Origin of the sequence: Sporolactobacillus sp. STSJ-5 (genome assembly GCF_024385605.1) — a bacterium.
In the GTDB taxonomy this organism is placed as follows: domain Bacteria; phylum Bacillota; class Bacilli; order Bacillales; family Sporolactobacillaceae; genus Sporolactobacillus.
In genome coordinates, this window is the sequence record NZ_JANFOJ010000003.1 from 39222 (window position 1) to 55596 (window position 16375).

Annotated in this window: 26 protein-coding genes and 1 other RNA gene; 25 read left to right on the forward strand and 2 right to left on the reverse strand. The window is 44.3% G+C overall.

The window, feature by feature from the left end:
- Positions 1 to 101: 101 nt before the first annotated feature.
- The 7 genes from treP to ssrA all read left to right on the forward strand — a co-directional run bounded on the left by treP (position 102) and on the right by ssrA (position 6231).
- A complete protein-coding gene (gene treP, locus NOM01_RS04310) occupies positions 102 to 1526 on the forward strand; it encodes a PTS system trehalose-specific EIIBC component (RefSeq protein ID WP_255746704.1) in 1425 nt (474 codons plus the stop codon).
- A gap of 49 nt (positions 1527 to 1575) precedes the next feature.
- Positions 1576 to 3261 carry an alpha,alpha-phosphotrehalase gene (gene treC / locus NOM01_RS04315; RefSeq protein ID WP_255746705.1) on the forward strand — a complete coding sequence of 562 codons (1686 nt, stop codon included), beginning with the start codon at positions 1576 to 1578 and terminating at the stop codon, positions 3259 to 3261.
- A gap of 175 nt (positions 3262 to 3436) precedes the next feature.
- Positions 3437 to 4156 carry a trehalose operon repressor gene (treR, locus tag NOM01_RS04320; RefSeq protein ID WP_255746707.1) on the forward strand — a complete coding sequence of 240 codons (720 nt, stop codon included), beginning with the start codon at positions 3437 to 3439 and terminating at the stop codon, positions 4154 to 4156.
- 16 nt (positions 4157 to 4172) lie between these two features.
- A complete protein-coding gene (locus NOM01_RS04325) occupies positions 4173 to 5033 on the forward strand; it encodes a Cof-type HAD-IIB family hydrolase (protein WP_255746709.1) in 861 nt (286 codons plus the stop codon).
- A gap of 4 nt (positions 5034 to 5037) precedes the next feature.
- Positions 5038 to 5217, forward strand: a complete 180-nt coding sequence (locus NOM01_RS04330) for a hypothetical protein (RefSeq protein WP_255746711.1) — start codon at positions 5038 to 5040, stop codon at positions 5215 to 5217.
- A gap of 85 nt (positions 5218 to 5302) precedes the next feature.
- Positions 5303 to 5770: an SsrA-binding protein SmpB gene (gene smpB / locus NOM01_RS04335; protein ID WP_255746712.1), complete on the forward strand. Its 468-nt coding sequence runs from the start codon at positions 5303 to 5305 to the stop codon at positions 5768 to 5770.
- A gap of 103 nt (positions 5771 to 5873) precedes the next feature.
- Positions 5874 to 6231: a transfer-messenger RNA gene (gene ssrA / locus NOM01_RS04340) on the forward strand.
- 135 nt (positions 6232 to 6366) lie between these two features.
- On the opposite strand, the gene NOM01_RS04345 is transcribed toward ssrA, so the two are convergent.
- Both NOM01_RS04345 and NOM01_RS04350 read right to left on the reverse strand, forming a co-directional pair.
- Positions 6367 to 7575 carry a tyrosine-type recombinase/integrase gene (locus tag NOM01_RS04345; RefSeq protein ID WP_255746713.1) on the reverse strand — a complete coding sequence of 403 codons (1209 nt, stop codon included), beginning with the start codon at positions 7573 to 7575 and terminating at the stop codon, positions 6367 to 6369.
- Between the two features lie 78 nt (positions 7576 to 7653).
- Positions 7654 to 8292 carry a LexA family protein gene (locus tag NOM01_RS04350; RefSeq protein WP_255746714.1) on the reverse strand — a complete coding sequence of 213 codons (639 nt, stop codon included), beginning with the start codon at positions 8290 to 8292 and terminating at the stop codon, positions 7654 to 7656.
- Between the two features lie 166 nt (positions 8293 to 8458).
- On the opposite strand from NOM01_RS04350, the gene NOM01_RS04355 reads away from it, so the two are divergent.
- The 18 genes from NOM01_RS04355 to NOM01_RS04440 all read left to right on the forward strand — a co-directional run bounded on the left by NOM01_RS04355 (position 8459) and on the right by NOM01_RS04440 (position 16323).
- On the forward strand, positions 8459 to 8707 hold the full coding sequence (locus NOM01_RS04355) for a helix-turn-helix domain-containing protein (protein WP_255746715.1): 249 nt from the start codon (positions 8459 to 8461) through the stop codon (positions 8705 to 8707).
- Between the two features lie 49 nt (positions 8708 to 8756).
- Positions 8757 to 9002, forward strand: coding sequence for a DUF771 domain-containing protein (locus NOM01_RS04360; RefSeq protein WP_255746716.1), 246 nt, complete (start codon positions 8757 to 8759; stop codon positions 9000 to 9002).
- On the forward strand, positions 9002 to 9130 hold the full coding sequence (locus tag NOM01_RS04365) for a hypothetical protein (RefSeq protein WP_255746718.1): 129 nt from the start codon (positions 9002 to 9004) through the stop codon (positions 9128 to 9130). The genes NOM01_RS04360 and NOM01_RS04365 overlap by 1 nt, the downstream gene beginning before the upstream one ends.
- Before the next feature lie 7 nt (positions 9131 to 9137).
- A complete protein-coding gene (locus NOM01_RS04370; RefSeq protein ID WP_255746720.1) occupies positions 9138 to 9287 on the forward strand; it encodes a hypothetical protein in 150 nt (49 codons plus the stop codon).
- Positions 9288 to 9291: 4 nt separating this feature from the next.
- A complete protein-coding gene (locus NOM01_RS04375) occupies positions 9292 to 9486 on the forward strand; it encodes a hypothetical protein (protein ID WP_255746721.1) in 195 nt (64 codons plus the stop codon).
- The gene (gene ssb, locus NOM01_RS04380; RefSeq protein WP_255746722.1) at positions 9483 to 9953 is read left to right on the forward strand and encodes a single-stranded DNA-binding protein; all 471 of its coding nucleotides are present in this window, start codon (positions 9483 to 9485) and stop codon (positions 9951 to 9953) included. The genes NOM01_RS04375 and ssb overlap by 4 nt, the downstream gene beginning before the upstream one ends.
- 39 nt (positions 9954 to 9992) lie before the next feature.
- Positions 9993 to 10934, forward strand: a complete 942-nt coding sequence (locus NOM01_RS04385) for a Lin1244/Lin1753 domain-containing protein (RefSeq protein ID WP_255746723.1) — start codon at positions 9993 to 9995, stop codon at positions 10932 to 10934.
- Between the two features lie 76 nt (positions 10935 to 11010).
- Complete coding sequence (locus NOM01_RS04390; protein WP_255746724.1) at positions 11011 to 11175, forward strand: hypothetical protein; 165 nt, start codon at positions 11011 to 11013, stop codon at positions 11173 to 11175.
- Positions 11172 to 11345 (forward strand): hypothetical protein, encoded by a 174-nt coding sequence (locus NOM01_RS04395; protein ID WP_255746726.1) that lies wholly within the window; start codon positions 11172 to 11174, stop codon positions 11343 to 11345. The genes NOM01_RS04390 and NOM01_RS04395 overlap by 4 nt, the downstream gene beginning before the upstream one ends.
- Positions 11338 to 11679, forward strand: coding sequence for a BC1872 family protein (locus NOM01_RS04400; protein WP_255746727.1), 342 nt, complete (start codon positions 11338 to 11340; stop codon positions 11677 to 11679). The genes NOM01_RS04395 and NOM01_RS04400 overlap by 8 nt, the downstream gene beginning before the upstream one ends.
- Complete coding sequence (locus NOM01_RS04405) at positions 11672 to 12016, forward strand: hypothetical protein (RefSeq protein WP_255746728.1); 345 nt, start codon at positions 11672 to 11674, stop codon at positions 12014 to 12016. Before NOM01_RS04400 ends, NOM01_RS04405 begins: the two co-directional genes overlap by 8 nt.
- Entirely contained in the window at positions 12013 to 12516 is a 504-nt protein-coding gene (locus NOM01_RS04410) for a Holliday junction resolvase RecU (RefSeq protein ID WP_255746729.1), read from the forward strand. The genes NOM01_RS04405 and NOM01_RS04410 overlap by 4 nt, the downstream gene beginning before the upstream one ends.
- Positions 12513 to 12677, forward strand: coding sequence for a hypothetical protein (locus NOM01_RS04415; RefSeq protein WP_255746730.1), 165 nt, complete (start codon positions 12513 to 12515; stop codon positions 12675 to 12677). Before NOM01_RS04410 ends, NOM01_RS04415 begins: the two co-directional genes overlap by 4 nt.
- A 9-nt stretch (positions 12678 to 12686) precedes the next feature.
- Positions 12687 to 13361 carry a hypothetical protein gene (locus NOM01_RS04420; RefSeq protein ID WP_255746732.1) on the forward strand — a complete coding sequence of 225 codons (675 nt, stop codon included), beginning with the start codon at positions 12687 to 12689 and terminating at the stop codon, positions 13359 to 13361.
- The gene (locus tag NOM01_RS04425; RefSeq protein WP_255746734.1) at positions 13358 to 13495 is read left to right on the forward strand and encodes a hypothetical protein; all 138 of its coding nucleotides are present in this window, start codon (positions 13358 to 13360) and stop codon (positions 13493 to 13495) included. Before NOM01_RS04420 ends, NOM01_RS04425 begins: the two co-directional genes overlap by 4 nt.
- A 13-nt stretch (positions 13496 to 13508) precedes the next feature.
- Positions 13509 to 13871 (forward strand): Cas9 inhibitor AcrIIA9 family protein, encoded by a 363-nt coding sequence (locus NOM01_RS04430; RefSeq protein ID WP_255746735.1) that lies wholly within the window; start codon positions 13509 to 13511, stop codon positions 13869 to 13871.
- A gap of 14 nt (positions 13872 to 13885) precedes the next feature.
- Positions 13886 to 15409 carry a PcfJ domain-containing protein gene (locus NOM01_RS04435; RefSeq protein ID WP_255746736.1) on the forward strand — a complete coding sequence of 508 codons (1524 nt, stop codon included), beginning with the start codon at positions 13886 to 13888 and terminating at the stop codon, positions 15407 to 15409.
- Positions 15400 to 16323 (forward strand): DUF3102 domain-containing protein, encoded by a 924-nt coding sequence (locus NOM01_RS04440; RefSeq protein WP_255746737.1) that lies wholly within the window; start codon positions 15400 to 15402, stop codon positions 16321 to 16323. Before NOM01_RS04435 ends, NOM01_RS04440 begins: the two co-directional genes overlap by 10 nt.
- Positions 16324 to 16375: the final 52 nt, after the last annotated feature.

Sequence of the window (16375 nt, forward strand, 5' to 3'; positions counted from 1 at the left end):
TAGTGCTGAAATGCAGCTCAATTTATAGGAAAATAAATGAAAACGTTTTATAAAAATAATCTCGCACTAATTTGCAGAATCATAAAACAGGAGTGATTCGTATGGCAGTCATTAATGAAGAATCGGTTAATCAGATCATTGATACGGTCGGCGGTCGTGAAAATATTAGCGCCGCGACGCATTGCGTTACCCGGCTGCGTTTAATCTTAAAGGACGAAAATAAAGTAAACAAAGAAGAACTTGATAAGATTGACCTGGTCAAAGGCTTTTTCTCAGCAAATGGTCAATTTCAGATCGTGATTGGAAATGGTACCGTTGACAAGGTATATGATTTATTTGTTCGTTTAACGGGAATCGGCGAATCTTCAAAACAAGAAGTAAAAGATGCGGCGGCAGAAAAAATGAATCCGCTGCAGAAGGGGATTAAAACGCTGGCAGATATTTTCATCCCTATTCTTCCTGCAATCGTAACTGCCGGCTTGTTGATGGGCATTAACAACGTGCTTGCAAATCCGGGGATTTTCTTTAAAGAATCAGTGGTGCAAGCCTATCCACAGTGGAAAGATTTTGCTGATATTATTCTGGTCATCGCAAATACGTCTTTTGTCTTTCTGCCTGCACTGATCGGTTGGTCCGCAGTGAAGAAATTTGGCGGCAACCCATTGCTAGGCATCGTACTCGGTCTTGTACTCGTTCACCCATCACTGTTGAATGCCTACAGCCTGGCAGAAGCACAGACCAAGGGCACCGTTCCGATTTGGAATCTGTTCGGACTGCACATTGACAAAGTCGGTTATCAAGGACAAGTGCTTCCAGTACTCGTTGCTTCTTATGTGCTTGCAAAAATTGAAGTTTATTTGAAAAAACATGTCACGGATTCCATCCAGCTGCTTGTCGTGGCTCCGGTTGCGTTGCTTGTCACCGGTTTGCTTTCCTTTACGATTATCGGACCTGTGACTCTGCAGCTGGCGAACTGGATCACAGCCGGCATCGTTGGTTTGTTCCACTACGTTCCGATTCTTGGCGGTTTGGTTTACGGATTCTTCTATGGCGTACTGGTTATCACGGGTATGCATCAGATTTTTCTTGCTGTTGACCTCCAGTTGATCGGAAGCACCGGTTCGACATTCCTATGGCCGATGCTTGCATTGTCAAACATTGCGCAAGGCGCGGCGGCTTTTGCCATTTTCCTCATGGCTCGTGACGCCAAATTGAAAGGGCTCGCGATGACATCCTCAGTTTCTGCATGGCTTGGTATTACGGAACCGGCGATGTTCGGGGTTAACCTGAGATTCCGCTATCCATTTCTTGCGGCAATTATCAGTTCAGGTATTGCCGGTGCATTCATTACCTTGTGCAGCGTTAAGGCAACATCAATCGGTATCGGTGGATTGCCGGGCTTTCTGTCAATCATTCCGAAATATTGGGGACCATTTTTCATCGGTATGCTGATCGTATTGATCCTGCCATTTATTCTGACGTACATTTTTTCTAAATTCAGCAAGAAGTCGATTGACGAAGGGTAACGCTAAAGAGATCAGGGTGCAAAGTAAAAAAGAGATAGGGTGTGACGATATGAATGAAGATTGGTGGAAAAAGGCAACCGTCTATCAAATCTATCCGAAGAGTTTCATGGATACAAATGGAGACGGTATCGGCGATATTAATGGAATCATCGAGAAACTGGATTATTTGAAAAAGCTGGGTGTCGATGTCCTTTGGCTGACGCCGATGTATCGATCACCGCAAAACGACAATGGCTATGATATCAGCGATTACTACAGTCTGCAGCCGGAGTACGGAACGATGGAGGATTTGAAACGCTTATTCTCTGAGGCACATCAGAGAGCACTGAAAATCGTTATGGATATCGTCGTCAATCATACATCAACAGAGCATTCTTGGTTCAAGGCTGCGCTGAGCAGTGCCGACAGTCCGTATCGTGATTATTATATTTGGCGCGATCCATCCAAAGATGGCGGAATGCCGAACAATTGGCAGTCGAAATTCGGAGGACCGGCCTGGGAGCTGGATGAAAAAAGCGGGCAGTATTATCTGCATCTGTATGACGTCAGCCAAGCGGATTTGAATTGGGAAAACAAAGCCGTCCGTGATGATGTTTACAAGATGATGAATTTCTGGGTTGATCAGGGTGTGGATGGTTTCCGCCTCGACGTGATCAATGTCATTTCAAAAGATCAGCGTTTTCCGGATGATCATGATCCGAAATCGCCTGGAGACGGTCGGCCGTTTTATACGGACGGACCGCGAATTCATGAGTTTCTGCATGAGATGAATCAACGGGTATTCAGCAGACGTGCGGGAACCGTTACCGTTGGCGAGATGTCCTCGACAACGGTTGACAATTGTATCCATTACACGAATCCGAAGTATGAAGAGCTTAGTATGGCCTTCAATTTTCACCATTTGAAGGTCGACTATCCCAATGGCCAGAAGTGGGCGATCGGGAAATTAAGACTTGTTGATTTGAAAAAGGTTCTGGAAGAGTGGCAAAAAGGCATGCATGACGGCGGGGGCTGGAATGCGCTCTTCTGGTGCAATCACGATCAGCCGCGGATTGTATCTCGATTCGGCGATGAGGGTGAATACCGAATTGAATCTGCGAAAATGCTCGCCACTACCTTGCACATGCTGCAAGGTACACCGTATATCTATCAAGGCGAAGAAATTGGAATGACCAACCCGAACTTCAAGCGTATTGATGACTATCGGGATGTGGAATCGCTCAACGCCTATAAACTTCTTCGGGAAGAGGGCAAGTCTGAAAAGGAAATTTTGGCGATTCTCCGGCAAAAATCGAGAGACAATGGTCGGACACCGGTGCAATGGAATGCGAGCGAGCATGGCGGTTTTACCCTAGGCAAGCCATGGATTGATGCCGCAAATAATTATAAAGTCATAAATGCCGAAGCGGCACTGAACGATCTGAATTCTGTCTATTATCACTATCAGAAGCTGATCGCTCTTCGCAAAAGGTTCGATGTGATCGTTAACGGTGATTTCCAGCTGCTGCTTCCCGAGGATCCGCAAATTTTCGCCTATCTTCGTAACGGGGTAAGTGATCGGTTGCTTGTCGTCAGCAATTTTGCCAATGCCAACGCAAAATTCTCTGTACCTCAAGAATTAGCAGGTGCTCAAAGTGAAGTGCTGATCAGTAATTATTCTGATACCCCGGAACAGCTGCAGGATCTGAAGCTTCGTCCTTATGAATCAGTGGTTTACCATCTTGAAGGTAAATGAGGAAGTTCATTAATTTGCCTGATATGTGAAGGCTTTCATACCGAAACTTTGATATACTGATATTGGGATTATGGATAAGAGGGCAGCTTTGCCCTTTTATTTTTACTGTCTAAAAAAGTTTTTTTGATAAAATAGAAATGGGCAGTCGTTCGGCAACTGAAGGGGAAAGGTAATTATGGGCAGGAGCAAATTCATTTCAATTTATAACGATCTCAGTGAAAAAATACACAAACAAGAAATTGCGGCCGGTTCGCTGCTGCCTACTGAGAATGAGCTCGGTGAGCAGTTCAAAGCATCGCGTGAAACCATTCGGAAGGCGCTTGCAATGCTGTCGCGCAACGGGTACATTCAAAAGATTCAGGGGAAAGGTTCCATTGTTCTGGATGTAAGCAGGCAGAACTTCCCAATCTCAGGATTAACAAGCTTTCGCGAGCTTGCCAATCATTCAAAGAACAAATGGACAACGCAAGTACATCAGCTTGTATTAATGAAACCTGATGATCATTTAAAAATGATGATGAATATTCGTGACGATCAGACGGTCTGGAAAGTGATCCGATCGCGCACGGTAAATGGGGAAGCAGTCATTTTGGATAAGGATTATTTACTTCAAGGGATCGTGCCCATGCTCACTGCAGATATTTGCGAACGTTCCATGTATGATTATATTGAGAATGAACTTGGGTTAAAAATCGGCTTTGCCAAAAAGGAAATTACAGTCGAACGTGCAGGCGTTGAGGATAAACGTTATCTGACGATGAGTCAGGATACCCATGTTGTGGTGGTGCGCAGTCTGGTCTACTTAGAAAATGCTGAACTGTTTCAATTCACCGAATCGCGCCATCGGGCTGATAAATTCCGCTTTGTCGATTTTGCACGGCGAGAACATCAATAATAAACAGGAGGATCTAATGATAAAATTAATAGCAATGGATATGGATGGGACGTTGTTAAACAAGCATCGCGGGATCAGCTGGGGAAACTTAAGAGCGCTGCGTTATGCACGTTCCAAGGGTGTGACGCTGGCGATTGCTTCAGGACGTGCCTTCTTTGATATTGAAAGCAAAATGACGGAATTCGATATGGAAACGCATCTGATTGGAGCGAATGGAGCAACCATTCATTCCTCTGACGGCAAACTGCTTGGCGCGGATTTTCTGAACCGAGATGAAGCACTGGAAATTGTAAAAGAGCTTGCGGAGCAGCACTATTATTTTGGTGTCTATTCAGAACATCATATTTATGTTCCTGAAGAAGGAACAACATGGCTTCGCGAAGAACTGAAAAGGCTGGGTATTCACGAGGACCGATCCGTTGGTTTTCAAGAGGCGACACGTGCTGACTTTTATCGCTTTGTTGAAGATTGGGACATTTTTAAAAATCGAAGCACAGAATTTTCCAAGATTATTATTTTTTCCTATGATGACGAAAAGTTGAAAAAGGCTCGCGATGTGTACGAAGCCAAACATAAATACAGCATTGTTTCAAGCGGAACGGGTAACTTTGAAATCATGCCCCCTAACGTATCGAAAGGAAATGCGCTTGATCATCTAGCACATTATTTAAACATTCCGATCGATCAGGTAATGGCGATTGGTGATAATTACAACGATTTGTCGATGTTTGAGGTCGCCGGTGTGTCCGTCGCCATGGGCAATGCTCATGACGATATTAAAGCGGTTTGCGACCGCGTGACCAAGAATTATGATGAAGACGGTGTCGCACATGCGATCTATGAAGAAATCGGCTATCCGGACGGAGAGAGGGCATAAAGTCATGAAAAAGATTCTGTACTATGCCGGGTTGTTCATAGCCTGCTTTGCGATTCAATGGTTTTGGTACACGCAAATTATGACGAAGTCGAATAAAACGCCGCTCGACATGCTGCTGGCTTCGTTCGTATTTATCGTTATTGTCATTCTCCTTGATTTTGTTTCGGTAAAAAGGCGGAGGTAAGCGGATCAAATGGTGAAGCGCTTGCCCCGCGGCGTCTGCATGACCTATAATGAAACAATGAATGAAAGTCTGGCAGGTGTTTGATATGGGAAAAGGCGAAAGTCGTGTGCTTGCACAAAATCGCAAGGCACATCATGAGTATTTTATTGAGGAAACAGTAGAGGCGGGGATTGTGCTGCAGGGTACGGAAATCAAATCGATCCGCCGCGGCAAGGTTAGTATTCAGGATGCGTTTGCCCGTGTGGAGAATGGCGAAGCGTTTGTTTATAATATGCACATTAGTCAATACGAGCAGGGCAACCGATACAATCACGATCCGCTCCGCACTCGGAAGCTGCTGATGCATCAGAAAGAGATCAATAAACTTGGCCCGGAGGCCGATAAGACCGGCTATGCACTGATTCCGCTCAAGGTATATATTAAGAACGGATTTGCGAAAGTTCTGGTTGGTCTCGGGCGAGGCAAAAAGATGTTCGATAAGCGGGAGTCAATGAAAAAGCAAACCGCTCAACGTGAAATGGCACGCGCTTTTCGCGATCACCAGAAAATGTAAGTTGAAAAGCTTGCTTTCTTTTGCTATAATGACCTTACTGTGTTAGTAACAGTTACAGTTATGGATGATTCACTTTCACCGCAAGTCCCGTTGCTTTTTAAACGGGGACGTTACGGATTCGACAGGGGTAGGTCGGGTTTAAGCGGCGAGCCGAGGGGGTCGGCCTCGTAAAAACGCCAAAGCCATAACTGGCAAAACGAATAACAACCTCGCTTTAGCTGCCTAAGTAGCTTTTGCGGTCCCTCCCTCCATCGCCCATGTGGTAGGATCAGGGACTCACTCTAGTGGGATACGCCGGACGCCCGCATCCTGAGGGCTAAGGAAGAGAACAATCGGGATAGCCTCGCAAAAGCCTGTCGGCAGGCCGACGCTGGGGCGAACTGCTAATATGCCGACTACGCTCGTAGAAACTTAAATCACGATGCTTCTGGACGTGGGTTCGACTCCCACCGTCTCCATTCGGAGAATTTCATAGTTTTTTACGAATCCTTGAAAATCGTTAATCTGATACGGTTTTCGGGGTTTTTTCGTTACTTACTATTTTATAACTTTTTACAGTTTTTTAGAACTTTGCTGGCTAAAAACTGGCTGTTTTTTTAAGCCTTCTGTTTGAGCGGAACAACGGAGCTTTTTGGCTTTTGAAACAGCTCGTCCATGACAGCCATTGTTGCCTGAGAATCCCTTTGCTCCATTTCATCTAGGACGTGCGCATAGATTCTTAAAGTCGTGCCAATATCCGCGTGGCCAAGTCGGCGGCTCACATAATGAATGCTAACCTTTTTATACAACAGGATTGACGCGAAGGTGTGGCGCAGACCGTGAAACGTGATCTCTGTACAGTCAAACTTCGTGCAGGCGCGCTTGAGCGTTTTGTTTACCGCATTGTTCGAAATATGATTCAGCTGATGGTTAACGAATACGAAGGGCGTTTTTCGCCAGGCATTTAAAAGCGTCTTATGTTTTAAAAAGTATTCGCTCTGCTGCGCATGCAGCTTGTCCAACCAGATACAGGTTGTCTTATCGATCGGCAGGACGCGTCGAGATGCTTCATTTTTTGTCGGTATGAATCGCGGGTTCTTATGATAGTCCCATGAGCGCTTAACGTTTACAGTCCCGCCCGTGGGCTCTCCGTCCTCGTTCCGATCGATCATAACATTATCCCAAGTAACTGCCAGCACTTCTCCAAAGCGGCAGCCGGTAGCTAGACAAAAGATAATCATATACCTGGATATATAATCAAAGTTGTCTAAGCGTTCTATGAAATAATTGCTGATCTTTTGGGCACCATCAAAACTAATGTATTTGAGGTCCTCGTCCTTTTCTTCAACTGTGCCTTTTACAGTCACACGAAATGTCGGATCCCGATGAATGATGCCTTCCTGTAAGGCTTCCTCCAGGCAGGATTTCATATAAATATGCCTCTTGCTTACGGAATTCGTGGAGTGCCCATTCCCATAACTATTCAAGGCTTTCTGATACATCTTGCGGTCTAGGTTTTTCAATTCAATTCCCGCAAAGTGTTCCTCAGCAAAACGTACAGCCCGATCAATGTCCTCATCGTTCCGGATCGACTTTTTGCCTTTGCGAAATGTCTCGTACCAGCTCCGCATGTAAACAGGAAAGGCAATATTGCTTTTATCGATTTTGTCCCCATGTTTAAATTGGAGCTCAGCTTCTTGCGCGGCCATGCGTGCTTCTGCCTTTGTTCTAAACCCTTTATCCCCAATCTCATGCTGCTTTCCCTCAGAATCATAATAAGTGATGCGGTATTTCCAACCTGATTTTAGCTTGCGATAAGATGCCATTTTCTATCACCTCCTTTCAGTGGGAATGTATGTTCTATGTAAGGGTTGCAAAGAGCCAGGGATGATTGGCTCATTATGTTATAAAAACTTTCTTTTCATTTCGACAACAGTACCAGCAATGCGTACAATATTCATATCAGCACCAACGAAAGTACGGGGGGCATATTCGGAGTTGGAAGATTGAAGTGTGATACTTTCATCTGTCTTATATACATGTTTTAATGTACCTTCCTCACCATTTACAATCGCAACAGCAATTTGACCATTATAATCAACATCACAGGTTTCCTTAACCATAACTAAATCTCCATCGAAAATTCCATCACCTGTCATTGAATCGCCACTAACTCGAAGGACAAAATGGCTTGAACGATCATAACTCCCATCAAATAATTCATACCCATCAATATGTTCATAGGCAAGACCATCCGCTCCGGCTTTAACGGTTCCGACAATTGGAAACGAAACTAACTGATCTGTAATATTAATATCCATTTTAGAATCCCGAATATCGGACCATCCCATTAAATAAGCAGGGGAACAACGAAGTGCTTGAGCAATTTCTAGAATTGTGTCATTTTTTAAATTCTTAATGTTACCTGATTCATAACGATTGACGGTTGCTTCTGATTTTTTGATTATATCACCAAGCTGCTTCTGGGTCAGATCACGTTTCAACCGCATCTCCTTTATTCTTTCAGAAATAGTCATCTTCATCTTTGAAATTCCTTCTCCCTATTTGATAGATTAATATTATCGCAATGTTGCATTTAATGCAAGATTAATTGTGCATAAAACAATAAATCTTGCATAATATGCTTGACCGACAGAAACAAGGATGCTAGAATAACTTACGTAAGATGCAAGTTGGGAGGTGAACATTGTGAGCACATGTGTAAATGGCAAGAGGCTGGAAGCGAAAATGGTTCTGAGAGGTTTTAATCGTAGAAGCCTTTCTGAAGCGACTGGACTAAGTAGAAACACGATTGGCGCGATAATCAGTGGACAACAAAATCCATCTTATCGTGCGATGATTTCAATCTATGAAGTTCTGAATCTTAATTCTCAAGAAGCAACATCAATTTTTTTTAATCGCAACTTGCATAAAACGCAAGACGAAGAGGTGAGCTGATCTGGAATCTTTTTTATAAAAATTCCAATTCGAAAGGCGGGTGATTTTATTGGATGAGGACAAATTATTCTGGTCTTTCAAAGACTTGGAGCATTACACGGGATTCAAATATCTTTGGCTGACACGCAACATTCTTTATCGAAAGGAATGGCGCCAGAAACTTGATGCAGATAATGGCGGCCCGGTTTTTTATCCGCGCCGACAAGGGCAACGGTGGAAATTCATTGCTGAACCAATGAGACGGTTTTTGGAGGATAACTTCAAGGACTTGTTTCGAGAGGAGGGACAAGCATAATGACTGATCGAGAGAAGGCGCAAGACCTCATTGACGATCTGTCATGGATTATGGATCGGTTGCAGTATCAAGAATTTTTGTGGAACTATGACCGACTGAGCAAGATGAATGAAGTGGGGAGAAGGTGAAAACAAAATGAGAGCAATTGCCGCGGAAACACTGGAAAAGCTGGCAAGCCGTAAACCGCAATCAAAGCCGTTTGTATGGCTTTGCACGCCACTAATGAAAGGGCGGGACATGAAAGCGTTTGTTCGGACAGCAAAAGAGAATCTGAAAGGGGGATAATCCATTGGTTGTTGACAAGGATTTTAGTTCTGATCCGGTTGATCAGATGGCCATGTCCGCATCAGGCGGTTATTGGCATTGTCCTGGCGGGAGAAAACGCTTAGTTATGCGATTCCCGACAGTGGAACATGCACGGGCTTATGAATCGCTCCGCAAGAAAATGGCAAAGACGCATGAAAATGATGGTGATAATCAATGATTAATCGGGTGGTTTTGGTTGGCCGGTTGACGAAAGATCCGGAGCTTCGCTATACCCCGAACGGTGTGGCGGTAACGACTTTTACACTGGCTGTTAACAGACCTTTTTCAAATCAGCAAGGGGAACGTGAAGCAGATTTTATTCAGATCGTTGTGTGGCGGCGTCCAGCAGAGAATGCGGCGAATTTTCTACAGAAAGGCAGCTTGGCAGGAGTAGACGGACGAATTCAGACGCGCAGTTATGAAAATAGCGAAGGGCGGCGGGTGTACGTAACCGAAGTGATCGCTGAGAGTGTCCAGTTTTTAGAGCCTAAGAGCTCGCATTCTAGCAATCAATCAGCAAGTACAAGCAATACTGGAGGCGGTAGTCAAAACGCTGGCAAGGGGAAATATCGAAAGCCACAACCGGATGATCCATTCGCGGGAAGTAAGCCGATCGACATATCGGATGATGATTTGCCGTTCTAGATGGCGAACATCATGTAAGGAAAGGAGGGATGCGGTGTTATGGCTAAGGATGCGTATTATTTCAGCCATGACAGCAATGCCAGGTATGACCCCAAGATTCTTGCCATGCGTTCAGCTTTTGGCATGGAGGGATATGGCCGGTATTGGTGTCTGATTGAAATCCTCCGTGATGAAGATGGGTACAAGCTCAAGAAGACAAAACACCTGTATGATGCGTTAGCAATGCAAATGCAATGCGAACGCAATGCGGCACATGACTTTGTAGATGCGTGCATAAATGAGTTCGGATTGTTGCATGAAGATGATGAATTTATATGGTCGGAATCACTTGTAAATCGCATGAATCACAAGGATAAAAAGTCGGAAAAAGCACGAAAAGCAGCACAAAAGCGTTGGCAAAAAGTTAGTAGTGACGCGGTTTCGGTGCATTCGGATAGCGATAGCAATGCAGACGCAATGCAAACGCATAGCGAACGCAATGCATTAAAGGAAAGTAAAGGAAAGGAAAGTAAAGAAAAAGATATTAAAAGAAATGAGGAGGAAGCAACGAAGGACATCTCCGTTGTGGACAAGCTCCTGAAAAACAATATCATCTCACCAGCATTTATCACCGAGACGCTTCGTGAGGACATTGATGATATATGCAGCAACTTCGGATTTGATGATCCTAAGGAAATTATCTTTTACGGCATAAAGGTAGCAGTACGAGGGAACGGCCGTACTTGGAAGTTTATCTACAACCGTTTGGAATATTGGCGAAAGCAAGGCGTTCACACAGTTGCCGATGCAGAACAACTGGAAAGCGGGGAAACATCCCGCCGCACACATCAGATTCAGCGGGGGAGGCACGGACCTCAATCGCAGCACCAGGAAGTTGTGCCTGAGTTTATGAAACACCCAAAGAAGGACAAGCCTCCTGAAGATCCGGAAGAGGTCAAACGGCGCGCTGAAAAGCTGGAAGAGTTTCTAAACTCAATTTGAAATATGCGTAATGACATTTGGCCAAGTCACCAAGATACATACATCAGTCATCACGCAAGAGAGAGGTGGCAAACACATGATCATTACACGCATTCTTTTAGCACTTTTGTTTTTTGTTGGCATCATGGGTGATTGGAATCAGAACGAGGATCCGGACGTACGTACTGGCTTTTCAGCAATAGCATTCGCGGCGGGACTAACTTTTGCTTTAACCCTATGGTGGCCGGAGGTGGCAGGATGAAAGCCATATACAATCTTGTGCGGGAAGAACTGCCTGAAGCGTCTGACGCTGATTGTCGGCGAATCCTGCAACAGACAAATTATCCATTTTGCAGCTTGGAACGATTGGAATATCAAATACGGCACGAGGCACTAATGTACCGCAGGAAGAAGGCGAAACGGAATGGATAATCTTGATATTGATCGGAAGCTGGCCGAGGCGATGGGCTATTCGAAGTTTGAACATGACGTGATTATTCGGAATGGCCATGATCATGCAGTGCTGATGATACCAGATGGCGATTCATGGAGATATTTTCGACCAACCGAAGAAATACATGATGCTTGGGAAGTTTTTATATATTTCAAGCTTGATGCACTCTATCGATCACTAAACATATGGGTCGCAATGAGATACGGGAATGACAATCTGCCGATGGTGAATGCGGAAAGTGACGAATCAGCAGCTAAAGCAATCTCTCTAGCAGCTATGCAGGCAATAGAAAGGAGCAAGAGCGATGATTAAACCATTTATCGTTGACGGTCACGAAATTAAAGGTGAGCTCCTTGAAAAGATGGAGCAAAACGGACTCGGCAAAGCAAATGTGCAGCACCGGATCCGCTTGCAAAAATGGACACCTGAGGAAGCGGTGAGCGTTAAGAAAGGTGAGAAGCGACCACCAAGAGCACCGAAACCGCGCAAGCCATTAGTTAATCCCGCCAATGGACCGGTCAAGACTTATTTTCTTTCAGAAGCAGAGCTTGAGGAACTGCACAAGCGAGTTGGAAAACCCGGGGAACATTGCAAGGATTACGGTGACAACAGGCAGCCGATTGCCCTGAGGGGAGCGTGGCACGGATGACTAACTACAGAAACCGAGGGATGCAGCTCGAGCGGGAAATTGAATCTAGCAATATATCATATCAGTTTACCAGAACAGCTGTGATTCAGAAAATTGCTACGCCGATGAAAAAGCTAAATGACAAGGCAGTTTTTTCTGAAAAAAGCACGATTGATTTTCTCGGAATCTTAAGAGGGCGGGGAATAGCTTTTGATGCAAAGGAAACGACAAACCCAACATGCTTCCCGCTCAAAAATGTCAAAGAGCATCAACAGCGGTTCCTAGAAAACTTTAGAGTGACAGGCGGGATATCCTTTGTATTGGTAAGATTCGTTGTGCATCAAGAAACATTTATTTTAACGTCCATGCAACTTGCACAGTGGTGGAAGGACATGGCGTATGGTGGCCGCAAGAGCATTCCATACACATGGTTTATTGAAAATTGCGAACAGGTTAAGAGCAGGAACGGAATCGCAATCGACTATTTGAGACCTTTTCTAGGCGGGAAGGTGACAACATGACAAAGGCAGAGCTGTTAGATGAATTTGAAAGTATTGATGTTCCAGATGATATGGAAGTTCTAATTTGCCAAGAACATGAAGGATGCTTTGAAACTATTAAGCAAATCAGTGTTGCCTATCCAGATAACGCACCCAAGGCAATTATTCTGTGGGTTAGTTGAGGTGAAGACATGAAAGAGTCAGATCTATTCTTCCCAATCAAAAGTTGGCTGATCAAAGATATCGGATGCAACGAAGTTTACGGAGAAGTTGGGCTTTGTGACATTCTCGGATTGAGCGGACCAATGGACATTATCGTTGAAACCAAAACAAGATTGTCATTTAAACTGCTTGACCAAGTGCGGGACCGCTTAAATTATGCTCCGTACGTCTACATGGCAGTGCCTATTCCAAAGGGCAGGAAATGGCCGGCAAGGGTGATTCGCGAGTTCATGGATCAAAACAAAATTGGCCTGATCTATGTGGACATGCATGCAGATCATCATCCGATTTATGTTTTTCAAAAAGCGAAGTTTAATCACCACTTCAAGAAAATGCGAAAGGTTTATTCCATACGTCATTCGATCAGGAACTATTCATCAAAGCAGGTCGGAGGTGTGAAAGGCGGTGAGTCGATTACTGACTACAGCGAAACGATTCGCATTATTAAAGGATTTATGAGACGTGAAGGCTGGGTGACTGTAGATCAGATACTTGAGGTTTGTGAAACTCATTACGCAAGCCCAAAGCCAAGCGTGATGGCCACGCTGCAGGCAACGTGGAATCAGTCCTGGTGTGAGACTAAAAAAGAAGGCAGACTCCGGTATTTTCGAATGAAGCGAAATGCCAAAGAGGAATTCATATGAGTCGGCGCCGCTGGGTATTGCTCTTTCGGATGGAAGATCGGCAAAAGGTTTGGTGCTATGAGCCATTGCAGAAACATGATCTGAATGCACGGCGGCGGGATGGATGGAAGCCTGTGAATGAAAAGAAATGGTGAGGGGTAATGGACAATGCCAAATAGAGCAATTGACAAGATCAAAGCAGAAATGGACAAGGAGAAGAATCCGTACGTGCAAGTGATTGGTCAGTTTCTAATCGGGCATCTTCAGGTGCATCCGAACGATGCGGATAAAATCGCTGACGAAAAGAAAACGATCATGATGAGTCTGAAAGCCATGGAAACCGAAGCGCAAAAGAAAAAAGTGGACAATTGCGGAATTTTGACGGACGCAGAAGGTTATGAGGTAGTTCTCAAATACTTTGGAATAGACGGAAATCCGGCTGTGCAAGAGCCGGCTAACCAGGAACCAACCCAAAAAGAGCAAAAATCCCAAGCAGATCCATTCGATGTGAAGCTTGAGGACTTCATGTGAAAGGAGCTGCGACTATGGGTGAATTTGAAAAGGTTCGAAAACATTTTAACACAAAGATTACTCCGGAAATGAAAAAGTTCGTTGACGAATGTGTATTGACATCAAGCAGATATATCTTTACCCATCGCAGCGGCCGCCATCAGTATGGATACTGTACTCATTGCCAAAAGGACTTTGAGAACAAAGAAACGCTGAAACACGGTAGCGTCATAACATGCCCTGAATGCGGGTCGAAATGTCATGTAAGAGCAAGTGGCAAGGGACACAAACACCTTAGAGATTTCGCTTATTTTGTCTATTATGATAAATCGATTCACGATGATAAATCTATTGTGGCCAAGGGATATTTCGTTGAACGTGATTACTCAGGAGATATTCGATCAGTAGAAACAGGCTATCAAATTCATGCGGTGTATCTGTTTTGCCCTGGCGAGAAGGGCATCATGTATCAATTGAATACTTGGTCTAAGCGGTGGGAAAGTCACAAATCCGTTTATCCACTCAGACGAACGACAATGGCCGGCATGAAAAACTGTGTATCACTAGAAAGCATTTCAAAGGCAGTAAGAGGTACGCCCTTTCAATACAGCACATGGGAAAAATATAGTGATGATGACTTTGTAAGATTCTTTTCACTAGCCGCACAATACCCATCTGTTGAATATTTAACGAAAATTGGTTTCGGAGAAGCGATTGAAGCAAAACTTCGTGGATGGCCAAATTATGGATCAATCAATTGGCGCGGGAAGAGTATTCAACAGGTGCTTAGATTGCCGAAGCAAATGATCAAACCGGTCATTCGTTCACAAGAGAAAATAAACTTGCAAACGTTAAGAATGATTCAAATGGCTTGCAAGGATGGATCGAAATTCACCACTGATGAGGTAATAAAAATAGTTCAAGGAATAGGCGGCTCTATTGATCCGAATGATTTAGGCAAAGCTTCAAAGCCATTTACAATACGAAAAACACTGAACTATTTAAAAAAGCAAACAGAGAAAGATAAACAATTTTATAATTCTCCAGCTGGTGTTCTCTATATGCTAGCCGATTATCAAAGATTTTGTAAGGAACTCGGAATGGATCTGAATGATGAGTATATCCATTTCCCGCCGCATCTTCGCCGGCAGCATAACAACCTTATGAAACAAGTGGAAGTACAGCGGGATGCATTGCTTGATAAAAAGATTTTAAAACGATACCGCGCGCTTAAAAGGTATATTTTCTTAGCCAACGATTTGATGATACGTCCGGCAAAAAGCGCGCAAGAACTAATATCCGAAGGAGAAAAGCTTCATCATTGCGTGGGAACTTACGTTAAGTCTTATGCAGATGGAGAGACAAATATTTTATTTGTCAGACGCAAATCAGCACCGGATGTTCCGTATGTAACGGTTGAAGTCAGAGGAAACGAAATCCGGCAGGCTTATGGTCATAATGATACGTTGCCCACGTCAATGGTTAAGAAATTTCTTGATGAATTTTCAATGACTAAATTAAACCGAAAATATGAAAAGAGGGAATCGCTATGGGCATGAATGATGTTGCGACACGGACGCCAGTCATGATCGCCGCCGAGATCAACAGCATCAAAGAGCAGACGCGCAAATTGCTGATCGTGAACAGCATAGAGATTGGGCGGCGTCTGTCCGAGGCGAAGTCGTTACTTCCGCATGGTGAGTGGGGCAAATGGTTGGAAGAGAGCGTGGATTATTCACAGCGCACGGCCAACAACCTCATGAAGGTATTTCAGCAGTACGGTGACGATCAATTAGGACTTTTCGGAACAAGTTTAAATTCGCAAACGTTTGCGAATTTGAGCTACAGCCAAGCGGTTGCCTTGCTTAGTGTTCCTAGTGATGAACGTGAAAATTTTGTAGAAGAGAACCATGTTGAAGAAATGTCTGCCCGTGAGTTGCAAAAAGCAATTAAGGAAAAAGAGAATTTGCAGAAACAACTGGACGCTGAACGCGCCAAAACGCAAGAGAAAGAAAAGCAGTATCAGAACAAAGCAGAGGCTCTGAAAAAGCAGCTTGAAGTGTCTGAGCGGTTGCATGATGAACTTGAGGCAGCTCGGAAGTCCGGAAATGAAGAAGAAGTAAACAAGTTGCGGGAAACGATCGATCAGAGCAATAAACAGGCAAAGAAATTCGAAGCACAGGTTAATCTGTTACAGCAACAATTAAAAGAGAAGCCTATCGACGTCCCGCCAGCTCCAGAGGTTGTTGAGAAGATTCCTGATGAAGTGGTGGCAGAAATGGCGGAACTTAGGAGAGCGGATACTCAAGGTAGGAAAGAAACAATTGAATTCAAACTTCGTTTCGATCAGTTAGTGAGTGGATTTAGCGATTTGCTCTTGTCACTGGCCGACATTCCCGATCCGGAACTAAAGAAAAAATACGGACAGGCAGTGCATGGCCTGATCATGAAGATGGATGAAAGGGTAAAGTGATTACGCACAAAATAGTGCATGATGGCGCTAACATGCGTTTTATAGGGCGTAT